Raw genomic sequence first — 15,215 nt, 5'->3', positions numbered from 1 at the left:
GCGGCGGGTTTGCTTGCGTTTGCCTGCGTACTCAACGTCGGAAAAGCTCATTTGGCTCATGGGCGGCTCGGATCAGGTGGTCAGGCGATTTTCGCATATTTGAGACTTGTTCGGAGGTTCCTTAGGAGTTGGCAATTATTCTTTTGGCAAGATACTCATAAAAATTTTCTGCATAGAAGATTGCTGCTCCTGAAGGTATTCGTAAGAAGATGTGACATTCATTATCTTTGTAAGTGTCATAGTTGAAAAAGAAAACTTCGCCCAGGTCCGTTTTGCTGATGACTAGTTTTTCCGGGGTTGTCGACTTGTTTTTGAGTCCGTTGATATGTTGGAAGACAATATCTCCACCATTTATGTCATCGAAGTCCATGCCGTAGATGCTGTAAATTTCCTCGGTGCCTACTTCTCCTCCCGCATAATTTCGTAAAAACCATTTGTAGGAGTCAGGCAGTGGGTGACCTAAACGCTGTTCTGCCTTAATAATCCACTCGTCGGCCACCGCGTCGGCAGGTGTTCCGAATGCCGCCACGTTTTCATTTGTCTTTATAAGGCTCTCAAGATCAGATGCTGTCAGAAGGGTCATAACGATTTCTCATAAGTTTCCGCGCGATAGCGCCAGTAGTCAGTCTTCCACTGGTTGAATAATGGTAGATCTATTTCAGAGGGTATTGTATTCGGATTTATGTGTATGGCGGAACTGTATTTTTGATGAAAGGTCTGTGTTAGCTCTGCTATTCCTCCGCTTTGAGTTTGTATCATATGGTGCAGGTTAATTGACTCGCCATCAACGCCTATCGGGGCCCGCCCGCTTGCCATGCGTTCAAGGTTAGTGCCTTGCACCAGTTTTCCACGCTCTCTCCAAGTAGTCATCAGGTCTGGATCAAAAAGATCGTCACGTTGAGAAACTCTGTTGCCTTTGAATTCTATTGGTGGTTTAGACCAAAAGGACCGCTTGGGAGCTGAAATTTTTTTAGCTGGCCTTTCAGGCTCCGGTTTACTATACGGCTTCTTGTAATGTTCATCGACTAAAGGCGTTTCTGCTCTTCTCAATGGTGCTGGCTCTGGCATCCGCAACTCAGGATGAGCCAGCAGCCTCTGCTCATTCCGAGCCAACCAACCCGCAATTTGCTTATTGGTCATGTCTGCTTGAAGCTTCGCGCTTCTTGCGGCGATGCCGTCAAGACTGCCTACGATCCCTGCTTTGACCTGACCTCTCGTGATGTAGGTAACTATAGCAGTCAGCAGGAGCATGACTAATTGCTCCTGACCTTTGGCGAGTTTCCGAGCGGCTGCATCTATACGCTCATCGATCAGCCATGCGGAAGCACCCGTGGGATCAAGCCCTGGCGGTTTGACACCTTCTTCTGCGTTCCAGGCGGTTACGATACCCTCATAGAGAGTTGCGAGACAGGCGGGGAGCCCTTGATAAAAATACTCGGCGATGGCTGAAAGCCCCATGCCCAGTAGAATCAGGTTGCCGACCTGTACGCCTATGCCGCTGCCTGCTATAGCTCCTGGAATAGCACCTGCACCAAATGCAAGCGATCCAGCCGCAGCCCCAACAAGAGTCCCGACCGCCACGCTGCCGCCCATGATCATGGCGACCTCTTTGACCAGCTTCAGCAAGACAGGGAGTATTTCCGCGATATCGATGGAGGACCATTTGCGCATCAGGCTGAGCTGGATGATCGGGTAGGACTTTGCCATCGCCAGTTTGACCGATTCGATGCGATTTCCGCCAATGCTACCGAAGGCCAAGGTGGCCTCGTTGCTCACTCGTCGAGTGAAGCCGTTCCAACCATCGTAGGCGCTTTCCCAGCCGTCATCGAAAGACTGATTCAGATGGTTGAATTTGTTATCGAGGGTTCGCTCGATGTCGTCCCACATGGGGACGTTTGCTAAAAGATCCGTTTATTCAACTCTGTCCTTGATGAAGAGGTAATCCCGAGTCTCGATCCTTGAGGCGTCTGACTGGTACATGCGCGGGAATTGGCCCTCAGAGCCAATAAGGCATGCCCAGCTCATTTCTGAAGGTGCCATATTTCTAGATTCAGATAGCTGTAGGCAATGATGTCAATTGGTTATCAAACGTCGCTTGCGAAGTCTTCAAGGGCCTAATGCAATGAAATTTAATACTTTTCTCATTCTGTAACGTCCCGAAATTTTTCAAGTGATTGCTGAAAAATTGAAGTGTGACACGCTTTTTCAAGCGCTTTTCTTTAGCTACCTCTTCTGCTTGCGCCACCCTCACATCGCCCCCACCTCCGGCTTATCGCCCTTCGACCCGCCGTAAACCGGTGGATGGGTGACGATGTGTGTCAGGTCTACCGCCGACGCCAGCAGTTTCTGCAGATCAGGGCGTGGTCGAGACAAGCGGGGGTCATTCGCCGTTGCTTGTTCAAGCGCCTCGGCGCAGGCCAGCAGTTTTGCGTCGCCACGAAAGCCGCCGATAACCTGTAGCCCGAAGGGCATGCCTTGATGGTCGGTGCCGCAGGGCAGGGACAACGCGGGGTTGGTGGTCAGGGTGATGGTGTAGCACAGCGCCAGCCAGCGGTAGTAATTGTCCAGTGGCACGCCGTTGACTTCGCGCAGGTACAGTTCGCTCCAGGGGAAGGGCGACACGGGTGTGGTCGTTGCGAGGATCAGGTCGTAGTGTTCGAATTGTTTCTGGAAGCCGCGAAACAGTCGGCTCTGCTCGCCATGCGCCTTGACGCAGTCTTGCAGTGACATCGCCGCGCCCATTTCGAAGTTGGCGCGGGTGTTGGGGCCCAGCGCGTCCGGGTCGCGGTCGTGGGCGTCCTGTAGGCCGGCGACGAATGCTTCGGCGCGCAGTACGTCGAAGGTACGGTGGGCGCTGGTCAGGTTCAGGTCGATGGCGTCGCAGGACTTGAACAGCGGTTTGAGGGCGCTGATCTTTTCCCGAAAGACTGCGCGGATGTGGTTGTCCACCGCGCATGTACCAAAGTCTTCGCTGTAGCCGACGCGCAGCTGGCTGAGGTCGACAGTGCGCGGAGCGAATTCGTCATTGGCGATGGCGTAGCTCAATGGGTCGGACTGCGCCAGCCCGGCGCTGGCACGCAGTTGCAGCAGGGTGTCAGCGACATTGCGGCCCATCGGGCCGACGACGGAGATGGGCGTCCAGCCGAGTTTCTTGCGCTCGCTCGGCACCAGGCCCGGAGAAGGGCGCAGGCCGACGATGCCACACAGCGCTGCGGGAATGCGCAGCGAGCCTCCGGTGTCCGAACCGCTGCACAGCGGCACCATGTCTACCGCCAGCGCGGCGGCCGAGCCACCTGAGGAGCCGCCGGCATTCAGTTCGGGATTGAACGGGTTGCCGGTTGCGCCCCACACCACGTTGCGGGTGTTGGCTCCGGCGCCGAGTTCCGGGACATTGGTCTTGCCGACCATAATGGCCCCGGCCGCGCGCAGACGGGCCACGAACAGGTTGTCCTGAGCGGGAATGTTGTCGCGAAACAGTTGCGAGCCGTAGGTGGTGAGCACCCCGGCGGTTTCTTCCAGGTCCTTGATGCCGATGGGCAGGCCGTGCAGCAACCCCAAGGGTTTGCCTTGCAGGACCGCCTGTTCGGCGATGACAGCCTCATCTCGGGCGCGCTCGAAGCAGGTGGCGGCGAAGGCGTTGATTTTTGGATTCAGGCTTTCAATGCGCTCGATACAGGCGTCGAGCAATTCCACTGGCGATAGCTGTTTGTTGCCGATCAGCGCACGCAATTCGGTGGCGGATTTGCCAAGGAGCTCGGATGGATTTTGCATGGAATGTTCCTCACTGGACTGTACAAATCGAACGGCTTATCGCGCCAGGCGTCTTCGTTTGGACACATATTCTGCGCTTCTGCGGAGCCAGTATCGGACGCAGAGCGTCCAGAACTGCATACCCACGCGGAGCGTGGGCACGATAAGTGTTCTCCCGAATGTCATCGTTCCGCACGCTCCGCGTGGGTATGCATTTCGTGAAGCTCTGCGTCACACATCTGCGTCGCGCCTCTTTTTCCAGGCCGAACGCATCAAGCGGGCAGTCTCTTCAAAAATCCCCCAACGCCAGTATCGTCGCCACCAGCGCCTGACCTCTGGGCACCAAAGTATTCAGCTCCAGGTATTCACGGTCGGTGTGCACTTTGCCGCCCACCGGGCCGAGGCCGCACAGGGTCGGGATGCCGAGGCTGGCGGTGAAGCCCGAGTCGGCGCAGCCGCCGGTGAATTCGCCTTCCACGTTGAAACCCAGTTCATGCGCGAGGCCCTGATAGATATTCAGCAGCTCGGTGCTGTGCCGGGCTTCCATTGGCAAAAAGGTCGTGGCCTCCAGCAGCCGGGCGGATGTGCCGGGCAGTTCCTCTTCGGCGACGATGCTTTTGACTGCAGAGAGAATTTCATCCCACTGCCTGAGTTCGATAAAGCGCACATCAAGTTTTGCCGTGGCGCTGGGCGCGACGGTATTGCTGGAGGTGCCGCCCGAGATCAGTCCGACATTGGTGGTGATGCCCGCTGCATAATCGGTCAACGCATGCAGTTTGATCACCTTGTGCGCCAGGGCCTGAATCGCGCTGGTGCCGTCGGCGTGGTTGACCCCCGAATGCGCCGCGCGGCCGCTGACTTCGATGATCAGCGTTGCACCGCCTTTACGAGCGCTGACCACGTTGCCGCTGGCGCGCCCCGGTTCCGGGTTGAGTACCGCGCGCGCCTGACGGGCGTACTTTTCGATGTGAACACGGGCGCTGGCGGAGCCGATTTCTTCGTCGCCGGTGTACAGAATCTGCACCGGAAACGGCAGAGGGCCGATTCGTTTCAGTGCCTTAAGGGCAAAGCAGTTGAGCACCAGCCCGCCTTTCATGTCGGCCACGCCAGGGCCATAGGCCAGTTCGCTGTCGTTTGTGTAGCCGCGTGTAGCGGTCGTGCCTTTCGGGAACACCGTGTCGCGATGACCGAGTAGCAATACCGGCTTGCCGTGGCCGCCGGGCAGTTCAGCCAACAGCACATCGCCGAAACCTTCGACCGGGATGCGCTCGACGCTGATCCCGTCGGCCTTCAAGTGCGCAGTGAGCAGATCGCCGACCGCATCGACTCCGGCCTTGTCGTAGCTGTTGGAGTCGGTATCGACCAGGCGCTGCAACAGCGCCTCCATCGCTTCAAACTGCCCGCTCAGCCAGTCGGTTGCCTGCCGTTGTGCATCATTCATTCACTCAGCTCCTGTGCCCGATGCTCTCGGGTCAGCCGTGCGCCGTCCGTTCCCAGGTCCCAGAACAGTCCGGCCATGATTTGCAGACTTTCTTTGACCACCGGTGCCAGCAAATGCTCGTCGGGTGCGTGTTGCGAGCACGCCGGGTACGAGTGCGGCACCCAGACCGTCGGCAGGCCCAGCACTTCGGCGAACACATCGTTGGGCAGCGAACCGCCCAGATTGGGCAGCAGCGCGGGCTTCTTGCCGGTAGTGGTGGCCAGCGACTCCAACGCCCAGCCGACCCACGGGCTGTCCGGTGACAGGCGCGTGGCGTGCATCACATCCATGCGCGTCTGCCGGACCTCGACCTGAGTGAAGCCGTGGGCATCCAGATGGGCACGCACCGCTGGGATAAAGGCGTTGTAGTCGCTGTCGACCACAAAGCGGATGTGGCACAGCGCATGCGCTTTGCCGGGAATGGCGTGTACCGGGGCGTCCGGGTTGCCGGTCTTGAAGGCAAGGATGTCGAGGGTGTTCCAGCCGAAGACCTTTTCGCTGAGCGACAGCGCCGGGTCGCCCCAATCGGGGTCGATGTCCGGGTCACCGGGGCCGCCGCCGACTTCGATATCCGCCAGCGCAGTTTTGACCGCTTCGGGAATGGCGGCGGGCATGAGCCCCGCGACTTTCACCCGGCCGTGCTCATCGACCATGCTGGCGATGGCATTGGCCAGAATGATGCCGGGGTTGGCCAGCAGCCCACCCCAGTTGCCGGAATGGTGCGCGCCTTCGCGCAGGTTCACCGTCAGCTCGAAGTTGAACACCCCGCGCGAACCGAGAAACAGGGTAGGGCGCGCGGCTGCCAGACGTGGGCCGTCGGAGGCGATGAAAATATCCGCCGCAAGCTCTTCGGCGTGTGCCTGGCAGAACGCGCTGAGGCCGGGCGAGCCGTCTTCTTCGCCCATTTCCAGCAGCAGTTTGACGTTGAAACCCAGCGTGCCGTCGCGTGCCTTGAGGGTCTGTTCCAGGGCGGTCAGGTTGATCAGGTGCTGGCCCTTGTTGTCCGCGGTGCCACGGCCGTACCAGCGATCACCGCGCTCAACGACTTCCCACGGCGACAGGCCCGCTTGCCACTGCGCGTCATAGCCGCGCACCACATCACCATGGCCGTAGCTGAGCAGGGTCGGCAGCGCCGGGTCTTCGATGCGGGTGGCGATCATCAAGGGCCCGCGTCCGGCCACCGGGTTGTCGTGCACCTTGACGCTGAAACCAAGCCGCTCGACGTGCGGGGTGATGAACTCGTTCAGGTAACGATAAAGCTCCGGCAAGCTCGCGGCCTCTTGGCTTTGGGTGGGATAAGCGACGCTGTCGCCGAGCAAGGCGAAAAAGGTGCCGTTGTCGAACTGCTCGGTGGCGTTTTCGATGGCATGCGAACGGCTACTCATGAGGGCATCAGCTCCAGGGTTTTCGAGGTGTCGCGCAAGTGGCAACGGACGGTGCCGCCTTCCATGCGGCCAGCGATCGGGTAGTTTTCCTTGCACACCGCCATGCAGCTCGGGCAGCGCGGATGAAACGCGCAGCCCGAAGGCGGCGACATGGGGTTGGGGAAGGTGCCGTGCAGGCCCAGATCCGGAATGCCCAGGTGCGGGTCGGGGGTCAGTACCGAGTCCAGCAGCGCCTGGGTGTAGGGATGCCCCGGTCTGGCGAACAGCGATTCGCGGCTGCGTTCCTCGACGATGCGGCCCAGGTACATCACTGCCTCCCGGTCGGCCAGATGTTCGATGACCGCCAGGTTGTGGCTGATCAGCAGGTAAGTCAGGCCGAACTCCTGTTTCAGGTCCTGCAACAGGTTGAGAATCTGCGCCTGCACCGACACGTCCAGCGCCGAAGTCGGTTCGTCGCAGATCAACACGTCGGGGCGCATCACCAGCGCCCGGGCAATCGCCACGCGCTGGCGCTGCCCACCGGAGAGCTGGCTGGGGTAGCTGTCGATGACTCGTTTCGGCAAGCCGACCACGTCCATCATCGCCTCGACACGCTGACGGCGCTCGGCATTGCTGCCGATGTCATGCACGATCAGCGGCAGGGTGACGATTTCGCGCAGGGTTTTGCGCGGGTTCAGCGACGAGTAAGGGTCCTGAAAGATCGGCTGGATGCGCCGCGCCATTTCCTTGCGGTCGGTGCCGGCCAGATGCTTGCCGTTGACCAGCACATCGCCGCTGCTGGGCGCGAGCAGGCCGAGCAGCATCTTCGCTAGCGTGCTTTTGCCGCAACCGGATTCGCCGACCAGCCCGAGGGTTTCGCCGCGCATCAGGCGCAGCGACACGCCATCGACTGCTTTCAAGGTGGCGTTGGGTTTGAGAAAACCACGGCTGATGCTGAATTCACGACGGATGTCGCACAGTTCCAGAGCAATGTCTTTTTTGATGCTGGCGTTCAGGGCTTGATTAGTCATGACGTCATGCCCTCACGCTGCAACACAGGTTCTGCGCCCACTGAAGCAAACAGGCAGCGGGTCATGTGGTTATGGCTGTGAACCTGAGGGACGTCTTCGGCGCACGCCGCGATGGCCTGCGGGCAGCGGTTGCGGAAGGCGCAGCCGTGTTGCTCGCCAACCAGGCTGGGCACCAACCCCGGAATCGAACCCAGCGGCTGGCCTGGCTGGGTGCGTCCGGGGATCGGAATGCTCGCCAGCAGGCCGCGCGTGTAAGGGTGCTGCGGGTTCTCGAACAGCTCGACCGCCGGGGCGGTTTCGACGATTTGCCCGGCGTACATCACCGCCACCCGGTCGGCAATCCGCGCCACCAGCCCCAAATCGTGGGTGATGAAAATCACCGCCAGACCGAACTCTTTCTGGATGTCGCGGATCAGGCGCAGGATCTGCGCCTGAATGGTCACGTCCAGCGCGGTGGTGGGCTCGTCGGCAATGATCACGTCCGGTTCGCACATCAGCGCCATGGCGATGATCACCCGCTGACGCAGGCCGCCCGACAACTGATGCGGATACTGGCGCAGGCGCTCGCTGGCGTTGCTGATACCGACTTTTTCGAGCATCTGCGCCGCACGCTGCAGCGCTTCCTTGCGCGACACCTTGCGGTGCCGGGTCAGCACTTCGCTGAGCTGGTCGCCGATGCTGTATGCCGGGTTCAGCGAGGTCATGGGTTCCTGAAAAATCATCGCCAGACGGTTGCCGCGCAGGTCGCACATCTGCCGTTCGCTTTGGCTCAGCATGTCGATGCCGTCCAGGCTCAGGGTGGTTGCGGTACGCCGGGCCTTGCGCGGCAGCAGGTCCATGAGCGCCAGCGAGGTCAGGGATTTGCCGCAGCCAGATTCGCCGACGATGCACAGCATTTCGCCGCGCTCGACCGCAAAGTCCAGGCCGCGCACTGCGTGGAGCGTGTCTTGCCCGAGCGGGATCTCGACACGCAGGTTTTCAACATGTAACAGCGCCATGTGCGGATTTCCTCTGTCAGTTGCGCCCGTCGGGCAGGATCAGGTCGCGCAGGCCGTCACCGACCAGATTGATACCCAGCACCAGCACCATCAGAGCGACGCCGGGAATGGCGATGACCCACGGGGAAAAGAACATGTACGGTTTGCCCTCGGCGATCATCAGCCCCCATGAAGGAATGGGCGGCTGCACGCCGACCCCTAGAAACGACAGCGCTGACTCGAGGAGGATCGCGTGAGCCATTTCCAGAGTGGCGACGACGATCAGCGCGCCGACCAGATTGGGCAGGATTTCGCTGGCCAGAATGCGCAGCGTCGAGCAGCCCAATGCCTGCGCCGAGGCGACGTATTCGGCGTCGCGAATTTGTTGCACGGCAGCGCGTACCACTACGGCGAAGCGGTCCCAGAGCAGGCAGCCGAGCAGGATGATTACGACTTTCAGCGAACCGCCGATCAACGACGCAGAGGCCAGTGCGACCATCACCACCGGCATCGCCAGGCGCGTGGTGATCAGGTAGCTGATCAGCGCGTCGGTCTTGCCGCCGAAGTAGCCGGCCAGCAGGCCCATGATGGTGCCGATGACGCCTGAGATCAGTGCCGCCGAGAAGCCGATGAACAACGAGATGCGTGCGCCGTAGAGCAGGCGTGACAGGTAATCGCGGCCCAGTTTGTCGGTGCCTAAAACGTAATCCCAGGTGCCATTGGCCATCCACACGGGTGGTTTCATGCGCAGCATCACGTCTTGGGCGTAAGGGTCGTAGGGCGCCAGCCAGGGGGCGAACAGTGCGCCGAACAGGATGATCAACAGCAGTACCGCGCCGATGGCGAAGCCGCGATGGGCAAAGCTGTTGCGCAGGGTACGCCAGACGCTGCGTGCCGGTGGCTGGTAATCGTTGATGACCAGCGGCGATGACGGGGTTGTGCTCATGGGGCCTCCTATTTCACGCGGATGCGCGGGTCGAGCAGTGCGTTGAGCACGTCGGCCAGCAGCGTGAGGACGATGTAGATCACCGCAATCAACAGCACGACCGCCTGCACCACAGGGAAGTCGTCACGGGCAATCGCGTCCCAGGCCAGTTGGCCGATGCCTTGCAGCGAGAACACCGTTTCGATGACCACCGAACCGCCGAGCATGAAGCCGAACTCCACGGCAGCCAGTGCCACAACCGGAATCAGCGCATTGCGTAGCGCGTGTTTGAACAGCACGGTGGCGGGGCGCAGGCCCTTGGCGCGAGCGGTGCGGATGTAGTCGGAATTGAGCACGTCGAGCATGCCGGCACGGGTCAGGCGCATGATCGCCGGGGTGGCGTAATAACCCAGCGCAATCGCCGGCATGACGAAGTGCGCCCAGGTCGAGTTGCCTGACACCGGCAGCCATTTAAGGGTGACCGAGAACACCACGATCAGCATTAGCGCGAACCAGAAACTCGGCATCGCCTGGCCCAGCACCGCGATGCTCAGCGCCAGCCGGTCAACCCAGGTGTCACGTTTCACCGCTGCCAGCACGCCCAGCGGAATAGCGATCAGCAGCGCAATGCTCAGGGCCATTGCGCCCAGCCCGAGGGTGATCGACAGGCGCGAGGCGATCAGGTTGTAGACCGACTCCTGAAAGAAGAACGAATCGCCAAAATCGAGGCGCACCACGTCGGCCAGCCATTCAAAATACTGCGTGACCAACGGCTTGTTGAGGCCGTATTGCACACGGATCTGTTCGATCTGCTCGCTGCTGGCTTCCGGCCCGCCGATGGCTGTGGCCAGGTCGCCGGACAGGTGCAGCAGGGAAAAGCTGATCACCGACACGGTAATCGCTACGCACAAGGCAATGCCGAGGCGGCGCAAGAGAAATCCGAACATGGCAAGTGCCCTTGTGTCCGAGGAGTAACGGGTGGGTGGCCGATGCTGCAAGGCATGTTGTGCGCCTTGCAGCCGGTCTCACCGATTGACGTCGCGAACAGCCTATTTCCAGCTCGACAACACGAAGCGCGGCAGCTCGTCCGGGTACGGCTTGAAGTTCAGGTCCGAGACGTAGGCGTAGTTCATCGAGTAATTGAACAACGGTGCCCAGTACGCCTGCTCGCTGATGCGCTGCAGGGCCTTGCGGTAGTTGTCCTTGCGCACCTGCGGGTCCAGCGCGTTGTCGGCGGTCTGCAGCCAGCCCTGGACTTGCGGGTCTTTGATGTTGTCGTCGGGGTTGCCCTTGAACCAGGTCCCGGCCGAGGCCGAGGTGTCGAGGATCGAGAACGAGCCCCAGGCCTGGAACGACATCGGCACCTTGCCGCCACGCTGCTGGTCACGCATGGCGGCGTATTTCAGGTAACGCAGTTTGGCGTTGATGCCCACGGCGCGCAGGTTGCCGATGATTGCTTCGACGTAATCGCGGTCCCGATAGGCAAAGATTTCGGTTTCGAAACCGTTCGGGTAACCGGCCTCGGCGAGCAGCGCCTTGGCCTTGGCCGGGTCGTAGTTGTAGACCGTGGCAGCCGTGGTGTCACAGCCGAACTGGCCTGGGTAGCAGGCGACTTGCAGCGGTTTGCTTTCGCCACCGACCAGTTGCGAGGCCAGACCGTCACGGTTGATTGCGTAGTTGATTGCCTGGCGTACTTTCAGGTGTTTCATCGGCGAATCGGCGAATCGGCGCTGGAAGTGCCGCGTGCGTCGAGAATCAAAAAGCCGATACGCATGGTCGCGCCGCTGGTGACCACCAGATTGGGCATGGCCTTGAGGTTTTCCGCCTGGTCGGGGGTTACGCGCCAGGTCCAGTCGATGCCGCCGGTCATCAGCTCGGCCAGGCGCGTTTCGGCATCGGCGATGACCCGGAAGTTGATATGACCGATCTTCGGCTGGCCCTGTGGGCTGTCCTTGAAGTAGTCGGGGTTCTTGTCCATTTTCACGCCTTCACCGGTGGCGATGGCCGTGACCTTGTAAGGCCCTGTGCCAATCGGCTTGCGGCTGAACCCGGCAATTCCGACCTGCTCGAAATACTTTTTCGGGAACATCGGTACGGCGTTGGACAGGTATTCCAGCGCAGGCGGGAAGGGCTTTTTCAGGTGCAGGCGCACGCTGTAGTCACCGAGCTTTTCGGCGCTCTTGATCCAGTCGACGTTCTGTACCGTGACCACCTTGGACTCGGGCGACACCACGTAATTGAGCGTGAACACCACGTCATCGGCAGTGAACGGGTCGCCATTGTGGAACTTCACGCCCTCGCGCAGCTGGAAGTCCATGGTGGTGTCATCGACCTGTTTCCAGCTGGTGGCCAGCATGGGTTCATATTGGCCGTTGTCAGGGTTGCGGTAGACCAGGTTGTCCCAGATCAGGCGGCCGAGAATCACGCCTTCGCGCAAATCGTTGTGATAGGGGCTGATGTTTTCCGGTTCGCTGTCGGAGGCGTAGACCAGCGTGTCGTCGGCCTTGCCGGCCAGGGCGGAAAAACTGCTGAACAGGCTCAATAGCGCGATGCTGCGAGCGAAACCCTTGATTCCCATGCCGTCGTCTCCAAAAGGCAAAGTGGATGTATCAAAGGGCAGTGGGTCGCAAATGCGAAAAGGTGGTTAACAGCAAGGCTCTGATTTTCTTTTGATCGAGTAGCGGGCCTCGACACGACTCTAGGCAAAGCGTATCAATGCCACAAGCACAATATTTAGAACCTTTCATTGCCGATAAGGCAACGCAGGAGTACCGATGCAGCTCTATGGCGTGCAGTCCACGGCCCTGCGCTACTTCCTTGAAGTAGCGCGTTGCGGATCAATCAGCGAGGCCTCGATTCGGCTTAATGTGGCGTCGTCGGCGGTCAGTCGGCAGATCAGCAAGCTGGAGCGCGAGCTGGATGCCGTGCTGTTCGAACGCCAGGCGCGCGGCATGATGCTCAGCGAAGCGGGTATTCGTCTGGCGGCCTATGCGCGCAAATCCCAGCTGGAGGCCGAGCAGGTGGTGCTGGAAATCACCGAACTGCAAGGCTTGCAGCGCGGCCATGTGCGCATCGCCTGCTCAGAAGGTTTTGCGCTGGATTTCCTGCCGCAATGCATCGCGCGTTTTCGGAGGCTTTATCAGGGTATTCATTTCTCGATGGAGGTCTGCGCCCCGGCTCAGGCCACCGAGCGGGTGCGCTCGGGCGATGCCGACCTGTGCCTGACGTTCAGCCTGACGCCGCAGAATGAAATCAAGGTCGAGCATATTCACAGCGGCGCGATCTGCGCAGTGGTCAGCCACAACCACCCGCTGGCGTCACGTGAGGAGGTTACCCTGGCCGAACTGCAGCCGTACGCCATTGCGCTGACCAACACCGACACGACGTTGCGCCAGTTGTTCGACATCTGCTGCGGCGTGCAAGGCCTTATGTTCGACCCTGTGCTGACCAGTAACTACATCGGTTCGCTGTTGAGGTTTGTCAGCGAGGAGGGCGGGATCAGCCTGTCCAGCGAAATGACGCTGGACAAGCGTGTGCATGAAAAGCAGCTTAAATCCCTGCCGATCAGCGATGAAGGCATGAAAGCGCGACGGATCGAACTGCAAAGCATGGCGGGGCGCAACCTTCCGGCAGCGGTCGCGGCATTTCGGGATTTTCTTATCGAAGAACTGGCAAAAACCTGAAAGCTGGCTGTTTTTTCGCCGCGTCATATCGTTTGTACAAGGCGCGCTGCACGTCGGGTTGATGGTGTTGGTAATTATGATGTTATAGTATAATGAATTTGCGGTTGCACGCTCTGCGGTTCCCGACCGCCAACATCATGCTTCGCCCCCTGTGGCGAGGTTCGCCAGCGAGACGACCGACACCATGAACAGCCCCCTCCCAGACGTTGCCCTGACGGAAGTGTCCTCGGCCCTGATTGCACTCGACTGGGTCGGCATGCAAGGCGTCGAAGTGCCGCTGACGCTGGGCGAGCCGGGTGCCACACACCCGGTTCATGCCTACGCAGACCTGCAGGTCGATCTGACTGACCCGAGCGTCAAGGGCATCCACATGTCGCGGCTTTACCGGCTGCTCGACGGTTTCGCCGAACATCAAGTGCTCACGCCCGAGACGTTATCTGCACTGCTGGAGGCGATGGTCGAGAGCCACGTCGATTGTCACTCCAGCGGCGCACGCATCACGCTGACATTCAACCTGCTGTGCCGCCGCCCGGCGCTGGTCACCGAAGGTCTCAGCGGCTGGAAGTCCTATCCGGTCAAGCTTGAGGCCGTCTGGCGGGCGGGGCGTTTGTGCCTCGACGTCTCTGCCGACATCACTTACTCGTCCACTTGCCCATGCTCGGCGGCACTGTCCCGACAACTGCTGGAAGAAACGTTTGTCACCCGTTTTGGCCGCCAGTCGTTCGTTGACCCCATGCAGGTCGCGGCCTGGCTGCGGGACAACGCTTCGTATGCCACACCGCACAGCCAGCGCAGTGTGGCGACGGTGCAGGTGCGCGTGGCGGAGCAGGCCACAGAGATGGGCCTGATGGCGCTGATCGATACGGTCGAGCAGGCGCTGGGCACGCCGGTGCAAACCGCCGTCAAGCGTGCCGACGAGCAGGCCTTTGCCCGGCTCAATGGCCAGAACCTGATGTACGTCGAAGACGCCGCGCGCAAGATCCAGCAGGCGCTTGAGGGCCGCTACCCAGCCTCCAGCGTCAGCGTGCGTCACTTCGAAAGCCTGCATCCTCATGATGCAGCCGCGCAGACTTCCAACTACCTGTCCTGAGGCTTCCTACCGTGATCCGTAAAAATCCGTCCGGCCATTTGCCGGTTATTGCCGAGTCTGCCTACATCGACAAAACCGCGATCATCTGCGGCAAAGTGATTATCAAGGACAACGTGTTCGTCGGCCCGTACGCGGTGATCCGCGCCGACGAAGTCGATGCCAGTGGCGACATGGAGCCGATTGTCATCGGCGCCAATTCCAACATTCAGGATGGCGTGGTGATTCACTCGAAATCCGGTGCTGCGGTGACCATTGGCGAGTTCACCTCGATTGCCCACCGCTCTATCGTGCACGGACCTTGCATGGTCGGAGATCGCGTGTTCATCGGCTTCAACAGCGTGTTGTTCAACTGCCAGGTCGGCAACGGCAGTGTGGTCAGACACAATTCGGTGGTCGACGGTCGCGATTTGCCGGAGAATTTTTACGTGCCGTCCACTACCCGGATCGGGCCTAATACTGATCTTTCGCAATTTCCGCCGGTGAGCATTTCGGCGTCGGAGTTTTCCGAAGACGTGGCGCACACCAACATTGACCTGGTGCGCGGCTACAAGGCACTTCAAAACGAATTTTGAAGCAGCGCTGCGCGCCAGCGGCAAGTTACAAGCTGCAAGCTAAAAGCTAAAAGCTAAAAGCTAAAAGCTAAAAGCTAAAAGCTAAAAGCTAAAAGCTTGAGGCTTGAAGCTTGAAGCTCCAAACAATTAGCACCCCCCAACAATGGACCTGAATCTTTCATGACAACAGTTGTTCAACCAACCCGCGCGCCAGCATCACGGCTGCGCTCTATCGATGCTCTGCGCGGGCTGATTATTCTCGGCGGTTTCAGAGGCTGAGTGCAACACCCGGCTATTGAGTTAGGGATGGACTCTCATGATGCTTGGACATCATTTCCGTCATCATTTCGATAGGGCATCTGTA

The 15,215-nt window shown here is 59.8% G+C and carries 13 protein-coding genes and 1 pseudogene; 3 read left to right on the top strand and 11 right to left on the bottom strand.

Annotation, left to right across the window (positions count from 1 at the left end; genetic code table 11):
- Positions 1-121 precede the first annotated feature (121 nt).
- From DW49_RS0120640 to DW49_RS1000000133930, 11 genes and pseudogenes are all read right to left on the bottom strand, one after another.
- On the bottom strand, positions 122-583 hold the full coding sequence (locus DW49_RS0120640; protein WP_024421376.1) for an SMI1/KNR4 family protein: 462 nt from the start codon (positions 581-583) through the stop codon (positions 122-124).
- Positions 580-1,887 (bottom strand): DUF6861 domain-containing protein, encoded by a 1,308-nt coding sequence (locus DW49_RS0120635; RefSeq protein WP_005617698.1) that lies wholly within the window; start codon positions 1,885-1,887, stop codon positions 580-582. The genes DW49_RS0120640 and DW49_RS0120635 overlap by 4 nt, the downstream gene beginning before the upstream one ends.
- Positions 1,888-2,247: 360 nt before the next feature.
- On the bottom strand, positions 2,248-3,771 hold the full coding sequence (locus DW49_RS0120625; RefSeq protein WP_005617700.1) for an amidase: 1,524 nt from the start codon (positions 3,769-3,771) through the stop codon (positions 2,248-2,250).
- Between the two features lie 268 nt (positions 3,772-4,039).
- Entirely contained in the window at positions 4,040-5,191 is a 1,152-nt protein-coding gene (locus tag DW49_RS0120620) for a M20 family metallopeptidase (RefSeq protein WP_005617702.1), read from the bottom strand.
- Positions 5,188-6,615 carry a M20 family metallopeptidase gene (locus DW49_RS0120615; protein WP_005617704.1) on the bottom strand — a complete coding sequence of 476 codons (1,428 nt, stop codon included), beginning with the start codon at positions 6,613-6,615 and terminating at the stop codon, positions 5,188-5,190. Before DW49_RS0120615 ends, DW49_RS0120620 begins: the two co-directional genes overlap by 4 nt.
- Complete coding sequence (locus tag DW49_RS0120610; RefSeq protein ID WP_005617706.1) at positions 6,612-7,625, bottom strand: ABC transporter ATP-binding protein; 1,014 nt, start codon at positions 7,623-7,625, stop codon at positions 6,612-6,614. The genes DW49_RS0120615 and DW49_RS0120610 overlap by 4 nt, the downstream gene beginning before the upstream one ends.
- Positions 7,622-8,623, bottom strand: a complete 1,002-nt coding sequence (locus DW49_RS0120605) for an ABC transporter ATP-binding protein (RefSeq protein WP_005617707.1) — start codon at positions 8,621-8,623, stop codon at positions 7,622-7,624. Before DW49_RS0120605 ends, DW49_RS0120610 begins: the two co-directional genes overlap by 4 nt.
- 16 nt (positions 8,624-8,639) lie before the next feature.
- Positions 8,640-9,548 carry an ABC transporter permease gene (locus DW49_RS0120600; RefSeq protein ID WP_005617708.1) on the bottom strand — a complete coding sequence of 303 codons (909 nt, stop codon included), beginning with the start codon at positions 9,546-9,548 and terminating at the stop codon, positions 8,640-8,642.
- Positions 9,549-9,556: 8 nt separating this feature from the next.
- Complete coding sequence (locus tag DW49_RS0120595) at positions 9,557-10,474, bottom strand: ABC transporter permease (RefSeq protein WP_005617711.1); 918 nt, start codon at positions 10,472-10,474, stop codon at positions 9,557-9,559.
- Positions 10,475-10,576: 102 nt separating this feature from the next.
- A complete protein-coding gene (locus DW49_RS1000000133935; RefSeq protein WP_229687572.1) occupies positions 10,577-11,374 on the bottom strand; it encodes an ABC transporter substrate-binding protein in 798 nt (265 codons plus the stop codon).
- A 68-nt stretch (positions 11,375-11,442) separates the two neighbouring features.
- A pseudogene (locus DW49_RS1000000133930) lies at positions 11,443-11,844 on the bottom strand (ABC transporter substrate-binding protein); the annotation flags it as partial.
- 457 nt (positions 11,845-12,301) lie between these two features.
- Here DW49_RS1000000133930 and DW49_RS0120585 point away from each other — a divergent pair.
- The 3 genes from DW49_RS0120585 (at position 12,302) to DW49_RS0120575 (ending at position 14,872) form a co-directional block, all read left to right on the top strand.
- Positions 12,302-13,210: a LysR substrate-binding domain-containing protein gene (locus DW49_RS0120585; protein ID WP_003381962.1), complete on the top strand. Its 909-nt coding sequence runs from the start codon at positions 12,302-12,304 to the stop codon at positions 13,208-13,210.
- Between the two features lie 184 nt (positions 13,211-13,394).
- Positions 13,395-14,300 (top strand): GTP cyclohydrolase FolE2, encoded by a 906-nt coding sequence (gene folE2 / locus DW49_RS0120580; RefSeq protein ID WP_024420895.1) that lies wholly within the window; start codon positions 13,395-13,397, stop codon positions 14,298-14,300.
- Positions 14,301-14,311: 11 nt separating this feature from the next.
- The gene (locus DW49_RS0120575) at positions 14,312-14,872 is read left to right on the top strand and encodes a gamma carbonic anhydrase family protein (protein ID WP_005617714.1); all 561 of its coding nucleotides are present in this window, start codon (positions 14,312-14,314) and stop codon (positions 14,870-14,872) included.
- Positions 14,873-15,215: the final 343 nt, after the last annotated feature.

Source organism: Pseudomonas avellanae BPIC 631, assembly GCF_000444135.1.
Lineage (GTDB): Bacteria > Pseudomonadota > Gammaproteobacteria > Pseudomonadales > Pseudomonadaceae > Aquipseudomonas > Aquipseudomonas avellanae.
Note: the sequence above shows the minus strand (reverse complement) of the source record. Positions and strands in the feature narration are given on the sequence as shown.

Excerpts from the sequence above, each read along its gene's own strand:
- DW49_RS0120605 (WP_005617707.1), bottom strand. The coding sequence starts at position 8,623 with ATGGCGCTGTTACATGTTGAAAACCTGCGTGTCGAGATCCCGCTCGGG.
- folE2 (WP_024420895.1), top strand. The coding sequence starts at position 13,395 with ATGAACAGCCCCCTCCCAGACGTTGCCCTGACGGAAGTGTCCTCGGCC.
- DW49_RS0120610 (WP_005617706.1), bottom strand. The coding sequence starts at position 7,625 with ATGACTAATCAAGCCCTGAACGCCAGCATCAAAAAAGACATTGCTCTG.
- DW49_RS0120625 (WP_005617700.1), bottom strand. The coding sequence starts at position 3,771 with ATGCAAAATCCATCCGAGCTCCTTGGCAAATCCGCCACCGAATTGCGT.
- DW49_RS0120615 (WP_005617704.1), bottom strand. The coding sequence starts at position 6,615 with ATGAGTAGCCGTTCGCATGCCATCGAAAACGCCACCGAGCAGTTCGAC.
- DW49_RS0120635 (WP_005617698.1), bottom strand. The coding sequence starts at position 1,887 with ATGTGGGACGACATCGAGCGAACCCTCGATAACAAATTCAACCATCTG.
- DW49_RS0120640 (WP_024421376.1), bottom strand. The coding sequence starts at position 583 with ATGACCCTTCTGACAGCATCTGATCTTGAGAGCCTTATAAAGACAAAT.
- DW49_RS0120620 (WP_005617702.1), bottom strand. The coding sequence starts at position 5,191 with ATGAATGATGCACAACGGCAGGCAACCGACTGGCTGAGCGGGCAGTTT.
- DW49_RS0120595 (WP_005617711.1), bottom strand. The coding sequence starts at position 10,474 with ATGTTCGGATTTCTCTTGCGCCGCCTCGGCATTGCCTTGTGCGTAGCG.
- DW49_RS0120600 (WP_005617708.1), bottom strand. The coding sequence starts at position 9,548 with ATGAGCACAACCCCGTCATCGCCGCTGGTCATCAACGATTACCAGCCA.
- DW49_RS0120585 (WP_003381962.1), top strand. The coding sequence starts at position 12,302 with ATGCAGCTCTATGGCGTGCAGTCCACGGCCCTGCGCTACTTCCTTGAA.